Origin of the sequence: Candidatus Njordibacter sp. Uisw_058 (genome assembly GCF_047730065.1) — a bacterium.
GTDB lineage: Bacteria > Pseudomonadota > Gammaproteobacteria > Pseudomonadales > Balneatricaceae > Njordibacter.
Genome location: NZ_CP159829.1, coordinates 1,931,353 through 1,950,766, shown reverse-complemented (window position 1 = coordinate 1,950,766; position 19,414 = coordinate 1,931,353). Strand labels below are relative to the sequence as shown.

The 19,414-nt window shown below is 45.9% G+C and carries 16 protein-coding genes; 8 read left to right on the top strand and 8 right to left on the bottom strand.

The genetic code is table 11. The features are described 5' to 3' along the window. Positions 1–13: 13 nt before the first annotated feature. Positions 14–487: a thioesterase family protein gene (locus ABXT59_RS09135; protein WP_443635758.1), complete on the bottom strand. Its 474-nt coding sequence runs from the start codon at positions 485–487 to the stop codon at positions 14–16. Positions 488–552: 65 nt separating this feature from the next. Here ABXT59_RS09135 and ABXT59_RS09130 point away from each other — a divergent pair, with 65 nt between their 5' ends. Next, positions 553–1,575 carry a GlxA family transcriptional regulator gene (locus tag ABXT59_RS09130; RefSeq protein ID WP_443635757.1) on the top strand — a complete coding sequence of 341 codons (1,023 nt, stop codon included), beginning with the start codon at positions 553–555 and terminating at the stop codon, positions 1,573–1,575. Positions 1,576–1,678: 103 nt separating this feature from the next. On the opposite strand, the gene ABXT59_RS09125 is transcribed toward ABXT59_RS09130, so the two are convergent. Genes ABXT59_RS09125 through ABXT59_RS09105 form a run of 5 tightly spaced genes read right to left on the bottom strand, consistent with a single transcriptional unit; the run spans position 1,679 to position 6,291 of the window. Continuing rightward, the gene (locus ABXT59_RS09125) at positions 1,679–2,461 is read right to left on the bottom strand and encodes an enoyl-CoA hydratase-related protein (protein ID WP_443635755.1); all 783 of its coding nucleotides are present in this window, start codon (positions 2,459–2,461) and stop codon (positions 1,679–1,681) included. Further along, complete coding sequence (locus ABXT59_RS09120; RefSeq protein ID WP_443635753.1) at positions 2,458–3,495, bottom strand: acetate--CoA ligase family protein; 1,038 nt, start codon at positions 3,493–3,495, stop codon at positions 2,458–2,460. Before ABXT59_RS09120 ends, ABXT59_RS09125 begins: the two co-directional genes overlap by 4 nt. Before the next feature lie 23 nt (positions 3,496–3,518). Continuing rightward, positions 3,519–4,532, bottom strand: a complete 1,014-nt coding sequence (locus tag ABXT59_RS09115; RefSeq protein WP_443635751.1) for a CoA-binding protein — start codon at positions 4,530–4,532, stop codon at positions 3,519–3,521. A gap of 18 nt (positions 4,533–4,550) precedes the next feature. Next, positions 4,551–5,711 carry an acyl-CoA dehydrogenase family protein gene (locus tag ABXT59_RS09110; RefSeq protein ID WP_443635749.1) on the bottom strand — a complete coding sequence of 387 codons (1,161 nt, stop codon included), beginning with the start codon at positions 5,709–5,711 and terminating at the stop codon, positions 4,551–4,553. Positions 5,712–5,751: 40 nt separating this feature from the next. Then, the gene (locus ABXT59_RS09105; protein WP_443635747.1) at positions 5,752–6,291 is read right to left on the bottom strand and encodes a thioesterase family protein; all 540 of its coding nucleotides are present in this window, start codon (positions 6,289–6,291) and stop codon (positions 5,752–5,754) included. Between the two features lie 473 nt (positions 6,292–6,764). Here ABXT59_RS09105 and ABXT59_RS09100 point away from each other — a divergent pair, with 473 nt between their 5' ends. Continuing rightward, a complete protein-coding gene (locus ABXT59_RS09100) occupies positions 6,765–8,447 on the top strand; it encodes a formate--tetrahydrofolate ligase (RefSeq protein ID WP_443635746.1) in 1,683 nt (560 codons plus the stop codon). A gap of 105 nt (positions 8,448–8,552) precedes the next feature. On the opposite strand, the gene ABXT59_RS09095 is transcribed toward ABXT59_RS09100, so the two are convergent. After that, positions 8,553–9,581 (bottom strand): LacI family DNA-binding transcriptional regulator, encoded by a 1,029-nt coding sequence (locus tag ABXT59_RS09095; protein ID WP_443635745.1) that lies wholly within the window; start codon positions 9,579–9,581, stop codon positions 8,553–8,555. Positions 9,582–9,744: 163 nt separating this feature from the next. On the opposite strand from ABXT59_RS09095, the gene hisD reads away from it, so the two are divergent. Both hisD and ABXT59_RS09085 read left to right on the top strand, forming a co-directional pair. Further along, positions 9,745–11,046, top strand: a complete 1,302-nt coding sequence (hisD, locus tag ABXT59_RS09090; RefSeq protein ID WP_443635743.1) for a histidinol dehydrogenase — start codon at positions 9,745–9,747, stop codon at positions 11,044–11,046. A gap of 68 nt (positions 11,047–11,114) precedes the next feature. Then, on the top strand, positions 11,115–12,131 hold the full coding sequence (locus ABXT59_RS09085; protein WP_443635742.1) for an alcohol dehydrogenase catalytic domain-containing protein: 1,017 nt from the start codon (positions 11,115–11,117) through the stop codon (positions 12,129–12,131). A 61-nt stretch (positions 12,132–12,192) separates the two neighbouring features. Here the strand turns inward: ABXT59_RS09085 and ABXT59_RS09080 are convergent, their stop codons facing one another. Continuing rightward, entirely contained in the window at positions 12,193–12,957 is a 765-nt protein-coding gene (locus ABXT59_RS09080; protein WP_443635741.1) for an IclR family transcriptional regulator, read from the bottom strand. 254 nt (positions 12,958–13,211) lie between these two features. Between ABXT59_RS09080 and ABXT59_RS09075 the strand changes: the two genes are divergently transcribed. The 4 genes from ABXT59_RS09075 (at position 13,212) to ABXT59_RS09060 (ending at position 19,187) form a co-directional block, all read left to right on the top strand. After that, positions 13,212–14,807: a GMC family oxidoreductase gene (locus ABXT59_RS09075; RefSeq protein ID WP_443635739.1), complete on the top strand. Its 1,596-nt coding sequence runs from the start codon at positions 13,212–13,214 to the stop codon at positions 14,805–14,807. Continuing rightward, entirely contained in the window at positions 14,800–15,405 is a 606-nt protein-coding gene (locus ABXT59_RS09070; protein ID WP_443635737.1) for a YjbE family putative metal transport protein, read from the top strand. Before ABXT59_RS09075 ends, ABXT59_RS09070 begins: the two co-directional genes overlap by 8 nt. A 104-nt stretch (positions 15,406–15,509) precedes the next feature. Next, positions 15,510–16,613, top strand: coding sequence for a TRAP transporter substrate-binding protein (locus tag ABXT59_RS09065; protein WP_443635735.1), 1,104 nt, complete (start codon positions 15,510–15,512; stop codon positions 16,611–16,613). 240 nt (positions 16,614–16,853) lie between these two features. After that, complete coding sequence (locus tag ABXT59_RS09060) at positions 16,854–19,187, top strand: TRAP transporter large permease subunit (protein WP_443635733.1); 2,334 nt, start codon at positions 16,854–16,856, stop codon at positions 19,185–19,187. Positions 19,188–19,414: the final 227 nt, after the last annotated feature.

Genomic DNA, 19,414 nt, shown 5'->3' with positions numbered 1-19,414 from the left:
CAGTCTACTAAGGTTAAGCTCTTTTTAAGGCAATGCCTTTGCCAGCATTTTTTGGCCAAGTTAATGGCCCGTGTTCAGTCGCAAAAAGAGACAGACTTTGTTGCATCATCGGGCTAAAGTCAGTGACCTTTTGAGATTCCAAATTGTAGCAAATCAGCAACATTTCTACGGTGGCTAATAATTCGTCTTGATCATTGAACATGCTGTGAAAAATTCGCATGCGCTTAGTGTCTGTCTCAAGTATTTTAGAGGTGACAGTCACCATTTCTCCCACCCCAACTTGTTGCACATAGGCCAAATGGCTTTCTACTGTGAATAGAGTTTCTCCCGTATTTTTAATGTGCTCCAAAGATAAGCCCAAGTGATTTTGCAAGGTATCTGTGGCTTTGGTGAAGATGACCAAATAATACGCATCATTGAGATGATCATTGTAATCAATCCAATCTTTCAGGACCGGTGTTTGAAGCGTTTGTAGGGCACTAGGCATATTTAATCCGCATTAGATGAGGTGCATAACAATAGATAGATTAGGCGTTGCAAGGGCCTGCAAGAATGATTAATATCGCATTATTATTGCATATTAACGACGTCTTCACTATGTTCAGTGCCAAAGCCATTACCAAGACTATCCGCGTCACTTTTTATCTGGTGCCAGAGTTTTCCATGATTGGATTTTCGGCCTTGGTGGACCCTATGCGACAGGCCAACACGATATCTGGAGAAACGTTGTACTCATGGCAGGTGGTAAGCGCCATGGGTGAGGCTGTGACCGCAAGTAATGGCATGAGTTTAATTGCAGACTGCCCAATGGGTGAAGAAACGAGGCCAGATATGCTCATTATTTGTGCTGGATTTAGCCCAGAAAAAGCCCAATCTAAAAGCTTACAAACATGGCTGCAACAGCACAGTCGGCGAGGTGTTTGGTTAGGCAGTCAAGATACAGGCAGCTATTTGTTAGCTCAAAGTGGCTTACTCAATGAGCATCGTGCCACTATTCATTGGGAAAGCCTCATGGCCTTCAAAGAAGTGTTTCGGCGAGTAGAAGTGGTAGACGAGCTTTATGAAATTGATGGCCGGCGTTTCACTTGCTCAGGTGGACTAGCCGGGCTAGATATGATGTTGTATTTAATTCAGTGTCAGCGTGGCCACGATTTATCTTTGGCGGTATCAGAAGAATTGATCTATAGCCATATGCGAGAGGGTAAAGCACCTCAGCGAATGAGCAATGCCCTGCGACTAGGTACCAATAACCGTAAGTTATTGATGGTCATCAGCGTGATGGAGGAACACTTAGAAGAACCTTTAAGTATTCCTCAACTGGCAGCAATGGTGAACGTATCTGAACGTGAGTTAGAGCGATTATTTAATCGCCATTTACAACAATCACCCGGACGCTATTACCGAGCTAAGCGCTTACAAAGAGCCAGAGCTTTGCTGCAACAAACTGACCGGTTAGTGGTGGACATAGCTATGGCCAGCGGTTTTGGGTCTGCTGCACATTTTTCTCGAGCCTACCGACAGTTTTTTAGTGTGGCACCGAGTCGAGATAGGCAACAACAATTACGCCGGGCATAGCTAGCTTAGCAGCCCCAAAACCCCAAAACCCCAAAACCCCAAAACCCCAAAACCCCAAAACCCCAAAACCCCAAAACCCCAAAACCCCAAAACCCATGCAAGTTTATCGACCCTGCCATTGGGGCGTGCGTTTTTCGGCAAAGGCCTGAGGGCCTTCACTGGCATCTTCAGAATGCAACATGGCTTGATATACGGGAACCGCTTCGCGCATATGTTTGTATGCCTGTTCTAAAGGCATGCCATGGGTGGCACGGGTGATGGTTTTAATCGATGCTAAAGACAAAGGTGCAGATAGGGCGATTTCTTGGGCCCAAGCCAGGGCTTGTTCCAACAGTTGTTCCCCTTCACAATGACGATTAATGAGGCCAAAATGCATGGCCTCTTCCACCGCCATGCGGCGCCCAGACATGAGCATGTCCATGGCCACCGCTTGCGGTAGGCGTTGGGGTAAGCGAAGCACGCCACCACTATCGGGGATGATGCCCAAGGTAGCCTCTGGTAAAAAGAACTGCGCATGGTTAGCGGCGATGATCAAATCAGCAGCCAGTGCCAGTTCAAAGCCACCCCCAGCAGCATAACCATTAACGGCAGCAATGACTGGTTTATCTAAGTTCCACAATTCTGTAAGGCCAGCAAAACCGCCACAGCCAAAATCTGCATCAACGGCCTCGCCCTCTGCAGCGGCTTTTAAGTCCCAACCTGCACTAAAAAAACGTTCGCCACTGCCAGTGACGACCGCAACACTTAAACTGGGGTCATTAGCAAAATTAACAAAGGCTTCACCCATGGCATGGGATGTAAGAGCGTCAATAGCATTAGCTTTGGGGCGGTTTAAGGTAATGAGTAAAACGGCGCCATGGCGCTCGCAAATAACTGAATCGGTCATAAGGAAGATTGGCCTAATTGGATGAGGGCATCAACAGCGATCGCACCCTTTTTGAGGGCAAGTAAAGGGTTGATGTCCAGTTCGTATACGGGGTGCTTGTCGCTGTAGTCTAACACTGCGATCACAGCGTCGACTATAGCCTCCATATCAGCGGGAGCTTGACCTCGGTAACCCTTGAGTAAGGGGGCACATTTAAGTTGGTCTAAGGCCTGCATGATGTCGTTTTTGCTGGCGGGTAACAGCACACTTTGGGCATCTTTCAATACCTCTACCCAAATACCACCAGCCCCTAAGACCAAATATTGACCGAACAAAGGGTCTGTATTAATACCAATAATGAGTTCCAGCACAGTATCCTGCACCATCTTCTCAACTAGTAAAGTTTGGCTCATTGCAAATAAGCTTTGAGCAGCGTGTTTAACTTGAGTCTGATTTTTAAGGTTTAGTTTAACGCCACCTAGCTCAGTTTTATGAGCTAGCCCAGCGTCTACAGCTTTTAAGGTGACAGGATAGCCAAGCTGAGTGGCTACTTTAACCACTTGTGCGAGGCTTTTTGTTGTTTCACCTTCTGGGATCGATAAACCGTGTTGGCTGAGTGAATATTTACTTTGCGCCTCAGTCAATGGTGGCATCTCAGTTGTCAAAGCAGGGCTAATATGGCGAATACTGAGGGCCGCTGGTGCAGGTGCATTGAAGGCTTGGCCAATAGTATAGGCGTGGTTTAGAGCCGTAAGACATGCGTCCATACCGATCATGGGAGCCATGCCATGGGCTATACAGGCCTCAATAGCGTGGGGTGGCATGCATTCAGCCATAGTAGCCAACACAATAGCCTTATGCCGGTCTGCTTGAGATGCATCTGCTAAAGCTTGCAGCGCGGTATCCCACTCGTCTGGATTAGCCCCATGATTGTTGGGCCAGTCAAGAATTAACACAGTGGCACTGAAATTGGCTGCCATGTGGGCTCTAAATGTGGCCGCCATTTGGTCTCGCTTATGCCAAATATAAGTTTGGTAATCGAGGGGGTTATCCACCTGTTCACCGTTAGAGAAGGTCGCTAATGTGACCTTTTTTGGGCCGGTGTAATAGCTCCAAACACAATCTCACGACCCTCAATCAGGTCTGCCATCATGCCTGCCTCTCCACCTGAGCAACTCATGGAAGCAATATTTTTGTGCGCCAACGGGCCCAATAGACTTAACAGTTTTAAAGTCTCTAAAAACTCGGGCACAGTGTCAACGCGAGCGATACCTAAACGAGTAAACAATGCGTCAAAAAGACTGTCAGCACCGGTTAGGGAACTGGTATGGGACAGCGCTATTTTAGCTGCGGCTGGCGTGCGACCTGTTTTAATCGCAACGATGGGTATTTTGAGAGACAAAGCACGACGTGCAGCAGCGTCAAAGGCTACCAAATCAGGGATGCCCTCAATGTGCAATCCAATGGCACTGACTCGAGGATCATCCAACATGGCATCTATTACGTTGGCAATGTCCACTTGAGCTTGGTTGCCCATCGTAAACATATAGGCGATGGGTAAACCCACTTTTTGCATGGTCATGTTGAGACCAATGTTGCCACTTTGGGTAATAATGCCCACCCCTTTGTCGACGGGTTGGCAACCGTGTTGATCAGGCCATAATACAGCCCTATCCAAGGCGTTGATGACACCATAACAGTTGGGGCCAATAATAGGCATGTCACCTGCAGCGGCGATCAAACGCTGTTGCCGATCTAGGCCCACTGTTTTTAACTTATCGCTCAGTTCACTGAACCCAGAGGCATAAAGTAGGGCACCACCGGCACCCATTTCATTGAGTTGGGCTACAGTGGTGATGGCACTTTCGGCATTGACCGCCACATAGGCGGCATCGGGCGCTTGGGGTAAATCCGTCACTGATTGAAGGCATTTAATGCCCATTAATTGTTCTCGTTGCGGATGAACAGACCAAATTGGTCCCTCAAACCCCATGGCTAAGCTTTCTCGAATTGCAAAATCAGCGCCGCGACTGCCGAATACGGCAATGGATTTTGGCGCCAGTAAACGCCGTAATCGCTGTTTATTAATCATACTGATGTTAACGCCAAGTTATTCTTCTAAAGGCCGCAACATGGCGCGTGAGATGATATGACGTTGAATTTCACTAGTGCCATCCCAGATCCGTTCTACGCGGTGGTCACGCCAGATCCGCTCAAGTGGTAATTCGTCCATTAATCCCATGCCGCCTAATATTTGTATGGCTTCATCAGACACCATGGCTAGCATTTCAGTGGCTTTTAGTTTTGCCATAGCGGCATCTGCATCGGTCATCTCCCCACTGCAGTCTTTCCAAGCCGCATACATGGTAAGTAACTCAGCTGCTTTAAGTTCTGTGGCCATGTCGGCCAACTTAAAAGACACACCTTGAAACTTACCCACGCTTTGGCCAAATTGTTTGCGTGTGGCAGCCCACTGGGTGGCAATTTCTAAGGCGCGTTCAGCGCGGCCTAAACACATGGCAGCAACTGACAGGCGAGTGGCTCCTAGCCATTCATTGGCCACATCAAAACCGTGATGTTCCTCCCCTAAAACTTGAGACTCGTGCACGCGGCAGTTGTCAAAGTTTAAGATACTATTATGGTAACCACGATGAGACACACTGTTGTAGCCTGACTCAACGGTAAAACCAGATGTGCCTTTGTCGATTAGAAAACTGGTGATTTTCTTCTTTGGTCCACGGGATGTTTGCTCGACGCCACTGGCGGCAAATAAAATGACAAAATCAGCCGCATCAGCGTGGCTGATAAAGTGTTTGGTGCCATTGATAACAAACGTATCACCATTCCGCTCAGCTCGACATTGCATCGAACGAACATCAGAACCTGCATTTGGCTCTGTCATGGCCAAACAATCGACCTTGTCACCGCGGATGCTGGCCAGCAAGTAGTTTTCAATTTGGTCACCCTTACAGGCCAACAAAATATTACTGGGGCGTGCAACAATGTATTGTAAGCCAAAATTAGCTCGGCCTAACTCGCGTTCCATCAAACAAAGCGTCAAAGTATCTAGGCCTGCACCACCGTGCTCTTCAGGCATATTGGCCGCATAAAGGCCCAGGTCTAGAGCCTTTTGCTTTATCTGCGCCACCAGTTCGGGCCGAATTTGATTGGTTTTTTCGACCTCCATTTCATGAGGGTAAAGCTCTTGTTCGACAAAAGTTTTAAGGGTGTCGATAATCATTTTCTGTTCGTTGGTCAGGCTAAAATCCATGATTTAATCTTCTCTAAAGGATGAATATAGGAACGGTTTATTATGCTTTATTCTTCGCGGGTACGGCCATTATACGGCCTTGTTGTTTGGGTGCTGGCAGTTCTTTGTGGACTTGCCATATTTTTTCTAACACCGACAAGACAGGCGCCTGAATGGGTGCAGTGGTTGCTGAATGCATATCCACATGCAAGAGCATTTGCTCTGTGGTTGCCAACAGGTTTCCCGTTTGCCCATGATACATGTGGTGAAAAAAATGCAATCGTTTATGGTCCAGTCCTAATAATTGGGTGGTAAACCTTAACGGCTCATCTTGCGCCGCTTCTTGATAATAGTTGATATGCGTCTCTACCGTATAAAACGACGAACCTGAGGCTCGATAAGCTTCATTAATACCCACGTAACGAAAAAGGGCATCTGAGGCTTCCCCCATTGCATAAAGGTAAAAAGACTCACTCATATGTCCGTTGTAATCAATCCACTCTTGACGCACGTGGTCTGTAAAAAGGGCCAGAGGAGCATCAATTGTTTCACCTGATTGGTATGTTCTAAAGTGTTTGGTGAGGTAAATATCGTTATCCATAAAAAGATCTTGCCTGGACGTTAATTGGGATCATAAATAGATTCTCACTATGCCTTAGGGATTTTACTTAAACTTGATTAAATGCGAATAATTGTTGGTCAATAGCGATTGAATATTAACCAATAGCGAAGAAATATTAGTCAAAACCGGTTAATAGCTGTACAACTTACCAGTGTTTCTAGGGCCTGAGGTCAGGTTGTAAATGACTTGTTAAAAGCGTTAAAAACGATAACAGAATGGAGCCAAACAGCAGCCTTTTTTTCCTTTCGGAAAGGTCGGTCAACTGTGTTTCTTAAACGCTTCAAGATTAGCGTTTTGAAGGTTAACGTAAGGTCGCGTTTAAGTATGTAGTTAATTTACATAAGCGTATGATTTTCGTCCAACATCACCATGTCCCAATGTATTTTGCAGAACGGACTAAATAACCACATATTGATGTCCAACTGGCTCAATTTAAATTCCAAGGTAAAATCATGTCAAAGACTTATTTGTCCGATATCGACATTGCGCGCGCTGCCGAGAAGCGTCCGATTGCAGAAGTTGCTGATAAGCTAAACATCCATGTTGATGATTTAGAAATGTATGGCAAAATTAAGGCTAAAATCAGCCCTGAGTTCATCAACAGTGTCAAAGACCGGAAGGATGGTAAGTTAATCTTGGTCACCGCAATTAATCCTACTCCAGCAGGTGAAGGCAAGACCACAACAACCATCGGTTTGGGTGATGCCTTGAATCAAATCGGTAAACAAGCCTCTGTGTGTTTGCGTGAACCTTCTCTGGGCCCTTGTTTCGGTGTCAAAGGTGGCGCTGCAGGTGGTGGTTACGCCCAAGTGGTGCCGATGGAAGACATCAACTTACATTTTACCGGTGACTTTCACGCGATTGGCCTAGCCCACAACCTTTTGTCTGCAGCCATTGATAACCATCTGCAGCAAGGTAATGATTTAAACCTAGACCCACGCCGGATAGCGTGGAAGCGCGTCATGGACATGAACGATCGGGCCCTGCGTAATGTCACTATCGGTCGTGGTGGCCCAGCGCATGGTGTGCCTCGTGAAACGGGTTTTGACATCACCGTAGCTTCTGAAGTAATGGCTATATTCTGCCTAGCTAACACTCTAGCTGAACTTAAAGAAAAACTAGGTGACGCCGTTGTTGGATATACCTATGACCAAAAACCGGTTACCGCACGTGATTTGAAAGTGCATGGTGCTATGACAGTTTTGTTAAAAGACGCATTCAGCCCCAACCTTGTGCAAACCCTTGAGCACACGCCAGCATTCGTGCACGGTGGTCCATTTGCTAACATCGCCCATGGCTGTAACTCAGTTGTAGCAACGCGTTTGTCTATGAAGTTAAGCGACTACACAGTCACAGAAGCAGGCTTTGGAGCTGATCTTGGTGCGGAGAAGTTTTTAGACATCAAATGCCGTAAAGCGGGCATTACTCCAAGTGCTGTTGTTATCGTTGCAACGATTCGTGCTCTGAAACTTCACGGTGGCGTGCCTCTTAAGGACGTTAACAATGAAAACCTTGAAGCTGTGGCGAAAGGAGTTGAAAACCTTAAGAAGCATATCGAAAATATCCATCAGTTTGGTCTGCCTGTTGTGGTAGCAGTGAATAAGTTTGTGACTGACACAGATGCAGAAGTGAAGACGGTTCAATCGAAGTGTGATTACCTTGGTGTACAGGTCATTGAAGCTAACCACTGGGCCGATGGTGGCAAAGGCGCCATTGAGTTGGCAGAAGCCGTCGTTGATTTGGTAGAAAATCACGAAAACGACTTTCACTACCTTTACGAAGATGATATGCCTCTTTGGGACAAAGTTAAAACTGTTGCCCAAAAGATCTATGGTGCTGATGACATCGAAGGAGATCAAAAGCTTCGTGACAGTTTCACAGCCTTAGAAACGGCGGGCTATGGAAACTTGCCTATTTGTATGGCTAAGACCCAGTACTCTTTTTCAACTGATCCTGCTTTGAAAGGTCGTCCAACAGGGTTCAACATTCCACTGCGTGAAGTGCGCTTATCTGCTGGTGCGGGCTTTATAGTTGTGCTTGCAGGCGATGTAATGACGATGCCAGGTCTGCCTAAAAAGCCTGCTGCTGAAGTCATCGATATCAACGAAGACGGTCAAATTGTAGGCTTGTTCTAAGTTTGCATTTGCTTTAAAAAAAGCCTTATTAGGGTCTACCTAATAAGGCTTTTTTTTGTTTAAAATAGCCTAATAATTGGGCTCTAGGTGAGCAAAATAGCAGGCTTAGTGCTGATTGTTTGGGGCTGCAGTAGAATTCCTCAAGCGCAGTTCTACTTGCAGCTGTTGCTGTGCCTGAGGTGATGTGCCGGCTAATCGGTCTATCAGGTATTGGGCTGAAAGTTGGCCCATAAGTTTGAAAGGAATATGCATGGTGGTCAGGCTTGGGGTTAGATTGGCGCTTAGCGCTAGATCATCAAAACCTGCAATAGAGACTTGATCTGGAACCTTTATGCCACCGGCCTGACATTCTAATAATGCGCCAGCTGCCAGAACATCATTGCTGCACAAAATGGCAGTGGGTGGTGAGGCTAAATTGAGCAAGGCCCGACAGGCCTCACGGCCCGCTTCAATCTTGTAAGTGCACTCGATAATAGTGTCTTTAGATAATCTGATGCCTTGCGCTAACAACGCGTCTTTCATGCCATTTAAACGATCTAACGCGCGGTCGTTGGCTTCTGAAATGCCACTAATAATAGCAAACCGTTGGTGCCCCAAAGACGTGAGGTGCAAGGGGAGCAATTTCGCAGCCTCATAATTATTAAAGCCAACACAGGGGTGCAGACAATCCCTTTGGTATGCCCAAGTGAGCACATAGGGGATATTTCGTTGCTGCAGTAGTTTATAAATTAGAGGGTCGTGATTCAGTCCTACCAGCATTACTGCGTCAACACCCCGTTCTATTAATGTTTTGACCTGAGTGAGTTCGTGCTGAGAGTCATAACCAGAAGTGGTGAGCATTAAGCTAAAGCCGGCTTGATTTAAACAGCTTTCAAAGGCCTCAATACCGTCGGCGAAAATAGCGTTTGCTAGGGTAGGAATGACCGCGCCAATGCAGCGAGAACGTTTGCTTGCCAATGCGCGTGCACCGGCATCAGCTACATAGTCCAATTCTGTAATGGCCATCTGTACTTGTAACCGAATTCCTTCGCGCACTGAATTAGGCTGATTGATGACGCGAGATACAGTAGCGGTAGAAACCCCCGCTGCTTTGGCAACATCGCCTTGGGTGGCTGGTTTGTTAGCTAGGTTCAAGATATTGGCTGCTGTTTTAAGATCATACGTTATCATACACGTATAAAAATGTATGCGCATACAAAAATTGTTGGTGGTGCTTGTTTGTCGCATTTTAATGGTCTAGTATAGGCGCAGTTAATAAATGTAAGCGCATACAAATTAAACATTAAGGATTCAAATTATGGCTGTTAGTTACTTGAAAAAAGCGGCAAAGTCTTCTGCAACTGGTGAAGATGATACTCGGGCCACTGTAGCGCAAATGTTATCAGCCATAGAGGCTGGTGGAGAGCAGCGTTGCATCGAATACGCTGCTCAATTAGATGGATATCACGGCAATATTATCGCCACTAGTGACGACATAGCTCAAGCCACTTCACGTTTGTCTCAGCAAGTTAAGGACGACATACGCTTTGCCCATGAGCGGGTTAATAAGTTTGCCCAAAAGCAACGCCAAGCACTAATTGACTTTGAGGTTGAACTGTCCCCTGGCCTGTGGGCAGGACAGCGCCAAATTCCAGTACAAACGGCTGGCTGTTACATTCCAGGTGGACGTTACTCACATGTCGCTTCTGCCATTATGTCAGTTGCGACTGCCAAAGCAGCAGGCGTAAAGCACGTGGTGGCTTGCTCACCTCCTAAGCCTGATGCAGGTATAAACGATGCAATTTTGTACACTGCTGATTATTGTGGTGCTGATACTATTCTTGCTTTAGGCGGAGTTCAGGGCATTGCGGCTATGGCGTTTGGTTTGTTTAGTGGCCAGCCTGCTGATGTATTGGCAGGGCCAGGTAATCGATTTGTCGCTGAAGCAAAGCGCATGTTATTTGGGCGTGTGGGTATCGATATGTTTGCCGGGCCGACAGAAATAGCAGTCATTGCCGACCATACAGCAGATCCAAGAATCGTAGCAAGTGACCTTGTGGGACAGGCAGAACATGGGCCAGATTCTCCCGTATGGTTGATTAGCCTAGATGAAGACGTGGCTCGTAAAACCATTGAATTGGTGCCAGGCCTTATTGAATCTATGCCAGAACCTTCTCGTTCTGCAGCGCGCTCAGCTTGGGCCGACTATGGCGAAGTAGTGGTGTGTGGCAGTCGTGAAGAAGCGGTCGAAGTGAGTGACAAATATGCTGCAGAGCATCTAGAAATTCATTGCCAGGACCTCGACTGGTGGGTAGAAAATCTGAACAACTATGGTTCATTGTTTGTGGGTGAAGAAACCACAGTAACTTACGGTGACAAGTGTTCTGGTACTAACCATATTCTGCCAACCAAGGGCGCAGCCCGATATACAGGCGGTTTGTCTGTAGGCAAGTTTATTAAAACCGTCACTACCCAGCGCATGACTAAAGAGGCTAATCGCGAAGTAGGTGCAGCAGCAGCCCGTATCTCCCGTCTTGAGGGCATGGAAGGTCATGCACGCAGTGGTGATGATCGGTTGAGCAAATACTTCCCTACAGAAACGTTTGACCTAAGCCATTAAGTGATTAAGATTAAAAGTTGCCAAAGATTAAAAACTGTTAAAAATCAGAAGCATAACAGGGACTATTTATGACTATGAAAGCGCTCGTTTATACAGGCACCCAAGAAGTTGAATACCGCGATGAAAATAAGCCAGTTCCAGGGCCCAATCAGGCCCTGATTGAAGTCGCGGCTACGGCTATTTGTGGCTCCGACATGCACGCTTACCATGGCTTAGATGAGCGCCGTGTTCCACCCCTGATTTTAGGCCATGAGGTGGCGGGCAAGCTTGTCTCTGGTGCAGACCACCTTATGGATCAGCAGGTGGTCATTAATCCGTTGATGACCTGTGGTCATTGCAGTCCATGTATGTCGGGACGGGCTAACTTGTGCAGTAAGCGAGAAATAATTGGCATGCGTTTAGCCGGCGCTTACGCGCAGTTTTTAGTGATTGATGAAGCTAATTTACTCATACCGCCGCCAAATGTAGAGCCTTGGGTGGCCTGCCTAACAGAGCCCACGGCCACAGGTTTGCACGCGGTAGCTCTGGTGGAGAGGATTAGTTACAGGCCTCTGTCAGAGCAGCGCTGTTTAGTCATTGGTGGTGGCGCTATCGGCTTGTTAACGGCGTTAATATTGTCTGCCAAGGGCTGTAGTCATATTGACTTGGCAGAAACCAATGCGTTGCGTAGAAAAACAGTGGAGCAGCAAGCTGTAGCGAGGGTATTTGATCCTAGCGCAGATGCAGTGCCTGATGTCAGAGGCTATGACGTTGTATTTGATTGCGTAGGAGCAGGAGTCACTCGGGCCATGGCCAGTGCTCAGGTGGTGGCTGGAGGTATCCTGTCACATGTGGGTCTGCAAAATAGTGATGAAGGTCTGGATATGCGTCGCATAACCTTACAAGAAGTTACCCTGCTAGGTAATTATTGTTATACCCCAGCTGACATGCAGGCGGCCTTGGATATGCTAGCTAATAAACGCTTAGGTGATTTGAAATGGGTGCAAGTGAGGCCTTTAAGTGAGGGTGCTCAAGCGTTCTCAGATTTACACCATGGTCGGGCTGCGGCTGCTAAAATTGTGTTACAACCCGATAATCACCTGTGAAAAACTGGTGAAAAACCTGTGAAAAGAGGCTGTAGAGGGTGGAGTAGCTTTTAACTCAGCTTTAAACGGAGAAAATAAGCTGACTTAGCTGGTCAGCGGCAGACCTAAGATCGGTGTAGTTGTTTTCAAGGGTCATTCTATCTAAGCGCAGAGTGGGGCCATGCATGGCGGCAGCACCGTGATATCTGCCTTTCGGATCGAGGACGGGCACTGCAATGGCAATCATACCGTCATAGAATTCTTCATTATCTATGGCAAAGCCTTGTTTTTGTACTTGGGTTAACTCTTTTAAAAGCGTCTCTGCGTTGCACACAGTGGTCTTCGTAAGTTGTTCTAAATACAGACTTTCGATCATTCTGCGGCGGTTTTTAGGAGATAAACTGGCGAGGTAGGTTTTGCCACTAGCGGTGCAATAAAAAGGCACGTGGGTGCCTACGGGTAAATGAATTTGAAATGCCCAGTTGGTTTGCACACGATCTCTGTAGATCATGCCTTCATGCTCAGGGATAACAAAGTTAACTGTTTCTTTAACTTTGTTACTGAGTTTTTCTAAAATTTGATGCATGGCACTGGTATGCCAGTCACTGGCTAAAAGGCCGTTGGCAATGGTGCGCAAGTTGGCACTGGGCAAGAGTCTTTTTCCACTCACGTCGTAGAGTAAAAAGCCTTCTTCAACCATAGATTTGCAGAGCCGATGCACCGTTTGTTTGGGCCAATTTAGATGTTGGTTAATTTCTGATGGAGTTAATGGTGCTTGTTGAGTGGCCATCACATCCAAGATATGAAAGAGGCGCATATTAGTGGCTACTCTGTTTGATTCGGACATGGTGTTAATCCTTTTTACGACTAAATTGATCGCCAAATTTCAAATGCAGTTAACGTTACATTAATTAGCGAAGTCTCACTAATAAAATTTTATATATAGGCAATAAATAAAGTAAATGAATTAGGTTAGTAAATGTCCATCTATTTAATAAAAGCTTGAATTAAGCCAGTGAATATGTTTTTCTGAGCATAGTATACATAAAATGAGCATTTTAGTCTCATTTATTGATAATTATAAGAATTTTGAGGTAGTTGATGCAAAAGCGGTATGACTACATTGTAATTGGTGCTGGATCAGCGGGTTGTGCCGTTGCCAACCGGTTGTCCGAAAATGGCCGCTATACCGTGGCTTTGTTAGAAGCTGGAAATCGTGATTTAAATCCGTGGATTCATGTTCCCGTTGGTTATTTTAAGACCATGGGTAACCCCGCAACGGATTGGTGTTATAAAACCAAAGCATGTGCAGGACTTAATGGGCGCTCCATTCCTTGGCCTCGGGGTAAAGTGCTGGGTGGCAGTAGCTCTATCAATGGACTTTTGTACGTTCGAGGTCAAGCACAAGATTTTGATGATTGGGCCAACCTAGGTAACGAAGGATGGCAATGGGATCAAGTCCTGCCTTACTTTAAGCGGTCTGAGGACTGGCAAGGCAAGACCAGCGATTTACGAGGTGAGGGTGGGCCATTAACGGTGTCTGAAACCCGTGTGAGTCGGCCTGTTATCGACGCTTGGTTAGACGCTGCGCAAAACTGTGGTTATCCAGCCAATGAGGATTACAATGGTGTGGACCAAGAGGGCGTAGGTTTGTACCAACTCACGGCAAAAAAAGGCCGCAGGTGCAGCAGTGCAGTGGCTTACCTTAATCCAGCTCGAGGCCGTGCTAACCTCACTATTATTACCCGTGCCTGTGTTGAAAAACTCATATTAGAGGGTCAGCGCGTCACGGGTGTGCAATTAGCTAATCAGCAACTACATGCCAATAAAGAAGTGATCTTAAGTGCGGGCGCCATTGGCTCACCACAATTGCTTATGGTGTCTGGTATTGGCTCCAGTGAAGAATTAAACCCTCACAAAATTGCCATTGTTAAAGAACTTCCAGGTGTCGGGCAAAACTTGCAGGATCATTTGCAAGCTAGACCCATATTCAAGTGCGCATCAAGCACTATCAATACCGAAATAAGTAGTTGGTTTAAGCAAGGTCTTATCGGCTTAGAATACCTATTGAAAAGGACTGGGCCCATGACTATGGCTGCCAGTTTAGGCACTGGTTTTCTGAAAACACATTTGAGCCCTGAGCGCCCTGATATCCAATTCCACATTCAGCCCTTTAGTGCTGATTCACCGGCTGAAGGCCCACATAAATTTGATGCATTTACGGCCTCAGTTTTACAAATGCGGCCCGGAAGTGCCGGGCATTTGAGCTTAGTGTCTGATCGGTTTTCTGACCATCCCGACATCCACCCCAATTATTTGGCGACCAAGTTAGATCAACAGACCATAGTGGCGGGCATTAAAATAGCCCGCGACATTTCCAAGCAAGCACCATTAAACGGCTTGGTAACAGAAGAATATAGCCCAGGATCAAGCGTTGGTGATGACGACGACGATAGTATTCTTAATTGGGCTAGAAGCACGGCAACAACCATTTATCACCCCACAGGCACTTGTAAGATGGGTCAGGATGATATGGCGGTGGTTGATGCTCAACTTAAAGTGCATGGCATTGAAGGTTTGCGAGTTGCAGATGCGTCCATCATGCCCATTATTACTTCAGGCAATACCAACGCTCCAGCGATTATGATTGGTGAAAAAGTGGCCGCTATGATTTTGGAGGAAAGCGTTAATGTTTGATTGGTCAGGTCTGATACAAATTATGTTTGCAGACATCATTTTATCGGGTGATAACGCTTTGGTTATCGGCATGGTAGCTGCAGGTATTGCGCCAGAGAAACGTCGCATGGTACTGGCTGTGGGCATGGGCCTAGCCGCCTTTTTCCGCATTGTTTTTGCCGCTGGCGCCAGCTACATTATTGATATCCCTGGCATTTTAATTATTGGTGGCTTGTTACTAGCATGGGTGTGCTGGCGTTTTTATCATGAAATTGTTGAGTTTACTAACAATGCAGCAAACCCCAAACCAGCTGAGGTTGTGGAAGGTAAAGACACGCTTCTAAGAGCCTTATTTACCATTGCAGTGGCTGATATTTCTATGTCGTTGGATAACGTGGTGGCGGTTGCTGCGATTGCTAGAGAAGATACGCAGTTGTTGATATTCGGCTTGATCATGGCGATTGTGATGATGGCCTTTTTTGCGTCAATGATCATGAGGTTTATGCTCCGTTACCCATGGGTGTCTTATATGGGTTTATTCTTTTTAGTTTACCTAACCATTGTCATGTTATATGACGGTGTGATGAATTTGTTGTCTAGTGGGTTATTGACCGGCTAGCAATGAAAAGTCTGTTATCCCTGTTAGGGACGTTGCATGGCGCCTTCCATGTAACAAAAGCAAACAGCAATTAAGAAGGCAGATAATAAAAATGGAGGACAATTATGTCCGTTTTAAATAAAATGAAGTTTGCTGCTGCTGCTGGTGTTTTCATTATGAGCACCACTGCAGTTTATGCTAAAGACGTGAACATTCGTGTTCAATCAGTACTTGGCATTAAGTCTGATGAAGTACACATGCTGAAGTCATTTGCGAAGGATGTACATGATTTAACAGATGGCTCTGTCACTATTGAAATATTGCCAGGCGGTTCAGTTGTGGGTAACACGGACATCATTGATGCGATTGATGCTGGTTTGCTAGATGGTGGTTTTGCTTGGACCCATTATTGGGGTGGTAAGCATCCAGCGGCTAACCTATTTGGTGCTCCTATCGCAGGTGCAGGTGTAGGCCTTGATAACATTGCGTTCCTTTCTTGGTTCCAGTATGGCGGTGGTAAAGAACTTTACGATCGTCTATGGGGTGAAATGGGTGTTAACGTTAAAGGCTTTATGTTGCAGCCTGTTGGCCCAGAAGCTTTGGGATGGTTCCCAGAGCCCATCAACTCTATGGATGACTTCCGTAAGCTCCGTTTCCGTGCTCCTCCAGGCATGGTGGGTCAAGCTTATAAAGACATTGGCGTAGCCTCTGTTGCAATGGGCGGTGGTGATATTCTACCTGCACTAGAAAAAGGCACAATCGACGCTGCTGAATGGTGTTGTCCAAAGCCTGATAGCGTGTTTGGTTTCCAGAAAGTATTAAAGCATTACTACCTACAAGGTCTTCACCAAGTTGTAGTAAACGCTGACATGTACTTAAATGGAGACGTTTACAACTCTCTATCTAATATGCAGAAGAAAGCCATTGAAGTTGCCGCTAATGCCTCTTTGTCAAAATCAATTTCTTACCGTATCTATGAGAACGGTAAAGCTTTGAAAGATTTGACTGAGAACCATGGTGTGCAATTGCACGATACGCCAGCAGATTACTTCCCTGCGTACATGAATGCAGCCAATGCGTTGCTTCAAAAAGCTTCTGATGAGAATGAGTTCTTTGCAGAAGTGTGGCAGTCACAGAAAGATTTCGCTGCAATCGCGGTACCTTTTTGGGCTGGTGCACAAGCGTCTAACGCTAGTTTAGGTAAGGCTTTTGCTGATAGCATCAAGTAATAGTTTGTATTGACTTGATATCGACCTAGTACTTAGTGCTAGGTCGATTTTTCGTGGCGTGATCATCAAGCTTGTCAACCGATACGATGGTAGAGATTTATCATAGTTTTCTCGCACTTTTGATACAGCAACCTATGATAGATTTTTTTAATTTGTAACTACGAGTTACAGTGCCTTTCATCAGTTTTACTGAAGATAATGCATAACCATAATTATAGATAATAATAAGAGGAAGCCACCATGGCGACACAAACAACAGACATCGGCGAGTTGGATATTACCGATGAATTAATCGCTGAGCGGCGCGCCGAAAAACCTGGAGAAACACCAGAGGACATGACGCCTTGGCAACGTCCCATTACTGCTTTTATAGACGTGCTGAATTTATGGATGGGGCGTATCATTTGCTTGGCCATTATTCCCTTGGTTGCTGTAATGGTGACCGAAGTGTTTTCTCGTGGCATGTTTGCTTTATTAGTCTCATATGATTTGGACGACCTGGCCCGTGCTGTAAATTTGGGCCCCACTACTTGGGTCTATGACGTCAGTCGTATGCTTGGGGGAGTCATATTCATGGCTGCAGCAGGCTATGCCTTAATGCGTGGTGTGCATATTCGAGCAGATTTCATCTACCGTAATTGGAGTGAAAGAACCCAAGCCACCGTTGACGCTACTTTATACCTTTTGTTCTATTTCCCTGCGATGCTGCTGTTCTTTTACAGCGCACTGGGCTTTGCTGGTGATTCTTTAGGCTTTAATGGCTGGGGTGAAGAGTGGGGTATTTGGGAAGATGCGAGTGCTGATTCGACCTGGGCACCTTATTTGTGGCCTGCCCGTATCTTTATGCCCATTGGTGCTGGATTACTTTTCCTGCAGGGATTCCCTGAGTTATTTCGTGCTTTTCATCAAATGGGTAAAGCAAGAGAAGCAAAGTTTCTAACCTTCTTCCCTTTTTATCTAATCGGTCTGGCGTGTGTTTTTGTATCCGTATTTTATCCAAATGTGTTGCCTTTAGGGGATTGGTTATCAACTTTACTGGGTGACGTTAATATTTCAAAACCGATGATTGGTATGCTCATGTTAGCTGCCATGTTGTTTTCTATTTTCATTGGTTTTCCGATTTCCTTTACCTTAATTTTTCTTGGTTTTGTGTTTGCCTCAATAGCAGGCAGTAGTAAGTTAGCTTTCTTCTTGCTGACCCTACAAGTCAATTCCACCATGATGAATGATCAGCTTGTCGCTGTGCCGTTGTTTATTTTTATGGGCATTATGATGGAACAAGCAGGGCTCATGGAGCGCTTGTTTAACGCTGTTCAAATGATGATGTCTCGGACTCGGGGCGCGTTGTTTGTGGCTGTGTTATTTGTTTCTATGATATTTGCAGCGGCGACGGGTATTGTGGGCGCCTCGGTGACTATTTTGGGCATTATGGCGGCTAAAACCATGAACCGCTCTAAATACGATGTGCGCTTATCAGCTGGTGCGATTACGGCGGGTGGAACCTTAGGCATATTGATACCTCCTTCCATTATGTTGATAGTTATGGGGCCTGTGTTGGAAGTGCCTGTGACCGATTTATTTCGTGCAGCAGTGCTTCCTGGCGTGTTATTGGCCAGTTTGTATATGATTTATACTATTGGCCGCTGCATGATTAACCCGGATCTTGGGCCAATTTTGCCTGAAGATGAGCAGCCAGAAACATCACCTTATTATGGCCTAGAAGTCATTTTGGTCATGTCTGGCTTGGGCATGTTTGTATTCTTGTGTGTGTTAGCAACCAAAGGCAGCTTGTCATTCTTCCCGCTAGCAGGACTTGTGATTCCATTATTATGGATTGCGTTAATGTTTTGGGTGTTTAAATGGGCTCGCGAAGTTAGACCCAAAGGCTTCTATTTTTCTGACCTGTGGTATGAGTTCTTTATGGGGCTAGTGCCGCCCACAGTGCTCATTGCTTTCTCTCTAGGTTCTATTGTGGCAGGCCTTGCAACACCAGCAGAAGCAGCAGCATGTGGTGCTTTTGGTTCGTTGATTCTTTCTATAGGCTATAAAAAGTTTAGTATTGTTGGTGCTTATGATGCCTTAATTAAAACCTTAGAAATTACTGTTCTCATCATGTTTTTGGTGGCTGCATCAAACTTCTTTGGGGCGGTGTTCTCTAACCTTGGCACGCCACAAATGCTAACAGAACTGCTCTTGTCCTTTGACATGTCGTCTTGGGCCATGCTGTTTTTCATCTTGGCATTGATTTTTGTCTTGGGTTGGCCCCTGGAGTGGGTGCCCATCGTATTGATTATCGTACCTATCTTGCTACCCGTGGTAGAAACCCTAGACTTTGGTTTGAATCAAGCAGACTTGTTGATTTGGTTTGCCATACTGGTGGCGGTAAACCTCCAAACCGCCTGGCTGAGCCCACCTGTGGCCTTGTCGGCTTACTTCTTAAAAGGGGTAGTGCCAGAATGGGATTTAAAGGATATATACTTAGGTATGATGCAGTTTATGGTCATCCAGTTAATAGGCTTGCTATTAATTATATACTTCCCACAAATTGCTTTGTGGCTGCCTAACTACTGGTAACCAATGTCTCAAGGGGTTGTTATGGGTACTTAACTTCCGTTAAGTTGTCTTCAGTTGTCTTTTAGTTGCCATTGGGTTGGCAGAGACTGGTTACCATCATTAACCTTGTGCCCGGTTTAATAGTTTTTGCGCTTAACTTGTCTATATACATAGCTATGTAGGCAAGCTAAGCGTTTTTTTAAATAACCATGGTGTTTAATTGGCCCCAAAGACTTATCTGGGCTAAT